Source organism: Methanosarcina sp. 2.H.T.1A.6, from assembly GCF_000979455.1.
In the GTDB taxonomy this organism is placed as follows: Archaea; Halobacteriota; Methanosarcinia; order Methanosarcinales; family Methanosarcinaceae; genus Methanosarcina.
Window position 1 is genome coordinate 1 of the sequence record NZ_JJOY01000053.1, and the last position, 1,200, is coordinate 1,200.

4 protein-coding genes are annotated in these 1,200 nt (G+C 41.6%); 1 reads left to right on the forward strand and 3 read right to left on the reverse strand.

Translation table 11 applies throughout. The annotated features are described in order from the left end of the window. Together EO98_RS17125 and EO98_RS18650 are read right to left on the reverse strand one after the other, a co-directional pair. Positions 1 to 387, reverse strand: a 387-nt coding sequence (locus tag EO98_RS17125) for a TIGR04279 domain-containing protein (RefSeq protein WP_156161177.1), incomplete at its 3' end; no start/stop codon positions are given. A gap of 62 nt (positions 388 to 449) precedes the next feature. Then, the gene (locus EO98_RS18650; RefSeq protein ID WP_156161178.1) at positions 450 to 599 is read right to left on the reverse strand and encodes a hypothetical protein; all 150 of its coding nucleotides are present in this window, start codon (positions 597 to 599) and stop codon (positions 450 to 452) included. Between the two features lie 174 nt (positions 600 to 773). Here EO98_RS18650 and EO98_RS18045 point away from each other — a divergent pair, with 174 nt between their 5' ends. Continuing rightward, on the forward strand, positions 774 to 923 hold the full coding sequence (locus EO98_RS18045) for a hypothetical protein (protein WP_200895236.1): 150 nt from the start codon (positions 774 to 776) through the stop codon (positions 921 to 923). 89 nt (positions 924 to 1,012) lie between these two features. Here EO98_RS18045 and EO98_RS19340 read toward each other — a convergent pair. Continuing rightward, the coding region (locus EO98_RS19340) for a hypothetical protein (RefSeq protein ID WP_048137278.1) at positions 1,013 to 1,200 on the reverse strand (188 nt) is incomplete at its 5' end.

Genomic DNA, 1,200 nt, shown 5'->3' on the forward strand with positions numbered 1-1,200 from the left:
GTGGAAATACATGCTCACATCTTCATTAGGGAGGTAAACGGGGAGGGTGGTATAAGAATTAGTTGAAGGGTATGTTATCGTATAACTTTCCTCTTCGTCCTTATTTAAGGTCCCGGCAGCTCCGCCATATTCTACATATTTAGGGCCGCTATAAGTGAGTTTTATCGGCTGAGGAAGTTGGACTCTTCTACCTTCATTTGGGCATCCCATTGTGATCCAGTTCCCTTCGGCCGGGTCGCTTGTATGGCTCTGGAAGTAAACCACTTTATCAGTAAAATTTAAATTGCCAACAGGGTTTCCATCCTCTGCCATTGCTGGTGCAGAGGTTAATATGAATGTCGTAAGTATAAGTATCAATAGACTTTTTCTCACTTTACATGCCTCCATTTTCCCCCCGAATCTATTTGATTAATCAGTTTCTGGGCCCTGAGTTTTTGACTCCTTATCTTTTATTTCTTAAACAGGTGTTTTATTTTTGTCTTCACTTGCTGACCGATTACCTTTTTGGTGATGCCTCCGACACGGATCTCAAAGTCCTCTGGATAAATGGCTTTTATGTTGTCGCACCAGGAGCTAAAATCGCCATATTTTGCCTTCATTTTTCCTATTTTTTGAAAGGGCAAAGGTAGCAGCCTTTGAACACGGGGATGGCTAGTGTCTAGGCAATTTAGTTCTAAGTCATCCTAATTATGAAAGGGTCTGCGGATGAGGAAGTATCCAAGTATTAACGCTCTGTAATTAATTTGCTGTGACACCAGGTCTTCAATGTGGTTATGGGAGAAAGTTTAACCGTTCTGAAGCTTGCTGAAAATATTATTAAACTGCCCGGTTCCTCAAGCCAGATAATCCCTGCCGCATCAAGGGCAGGAGATGTTCGAGACTTAGGGGCAGACCTCAAAAATTGCAGGCTGGTGGAAAGGTGAGATCGAACCGGAGCAGGGATTAAAAAAAACCTTATTTAACAGGAGATATAATTTCTCCTGTTATTACTTACTTTTTAGAATCTCCATCTTCAATTGTTCTGGTCTACTTTTTTCTTTATAATTATCCCCATAACGATGATCACAAGGAAACCTATAACGAAACTGGCAATTCTTAATCCGGAGTTTCTGTTTTCTTTAGAAGAACTCTCAGATCCCACAACTGCCCCTGAATTGTCTTGTTGCCCTGCATCTGAAGTTGACTGACCCTCAGTGTCCC

Coding starts and splice junctions, on each gene's coding strand:
- EO98_RS18650 (WP_156161178.1), bottom strand. CDS start 599: ATGAAGGCAAAATATGGCGATTTTAGCTCCTGGTGCGACAACATAAAA.
- EO98_RS18045 (WP_200895236.1), top strand. CDS start 774: ATGGGAGAAAGTTTAACCGTTCTGAAGCTTGCTGAAAATATTATTAAA.